The 755-nt window shown below is 41.7% G+C and carries 1 protein-coding gene and 1 pseudogene; one reads left to right on the forward strand and one right to left on the reverse strand.

The genetic code is table 11. From position 1 onward, the window contains the following. The first annotated feature begins 157 nt into the window (after positions 1-157). Positions 158-517 carry a VOC family protein gene (locus tag FKQ60_RS17295; RefSeq protein WP_154171013.1) on the forward strand — a complete coding sequence of 120 codons (360 nt, stop codon included), beginning with the start codon at positions 158-160 and terminating at the stop codon, positions 515-517. A 136-nt stretch (positions 518-653) separates the two neighbouring features. On the opposite strand, the pseudogene FKQ60_RS17300 reads toward FKQ60_RS17295, so the two are convergent. Continuing rightward, positions 654-755, reverse strand: a pseudogene (locus tag FKQ60_RS17300) (type II toxin-antitoxin system RelE/ParE family toxin); the annotation flags it as partial.

The following is a 755-nucleotide window of genomic DNA, read 5'->3' on the forward strand; positions in this document are numbered from 1 at the left end:
CGCCTAACAAGGCGTTAAAGAGGGATTCGCAACGCGTAGCATTTTCGTTATGCATTGATTTTATTAGTTTTTAGTGCAATGCGGTGAGTCGGTAGTTGCGTTGCTCACCCCTTAACGCGGCGTTATGCGCTAATTGGAAAAATGACAGGAGTTAACAATGAATCAGCATGAAAAGCTCAATTATGTAGAATTTGCAGCGAAAGACTTAGAGTCAACGAAGGCATTCTTTTCAAAGGTTTTTGGCTGGAGCTTTGTTGACTATGGGCCTGAATACGCAGCTTTTTCAAATGAAGGTTTAGATGGTGGTTTTTTCAAATCTGAGCGTTCTAGTCGGACTGAAAATGGTGGCGCACTCTTAGTTTTCTATAGTTCAGATATTGAAAGCACATTGGAGAAAGTTGTGAAAAATGGTGGCGATATCATCCGTCCAATCTTTGAATTTCCTGGTGGTTGTCGTTTTCATTTTGTAGAGCCAAGTGGTAATGAATTTGCTGTTTGGTCTGAAGCACGCGCATAACAAAGCGTTAAAGAGGGATTCGCAACGCGTAGCATTTTCGTTATGCGTTGATTTTATTAGTTTTTAGTGTAATACGGTTAGTTGGTAGTCGCGTTGCTCACCCCTTAACGCGGCGTTAGTTGCCCACCGACTACAATCAATCGGTAGGGAATTTCTGCTTCTGGTGTAGAACTCGCATTATGCGAATAATTGAACCTTCTACCCAGTACGAAACGATCATTGAGATTTCGGGAATAAT

It is taken from the genome of Vibrio sp. A11 (assembly GCF_013048705.1).
Lineage (GTDB): Bacteria > Pseudomonadota > Gammaproteobacteria > Enterobacterales > Vibrionaceae > Vibrio > Vibrio metschnikovii.

What these genes read in the sequence shown, in the direction of transcription:
- FKQ60_RS17295 (WP_154171013.1), top strand. Translation starts at nt 158, where the DNA reads ATGAATCAGCATGAAAAGCTCAATTATGTAGAATTTGCAGCGAAAGAC.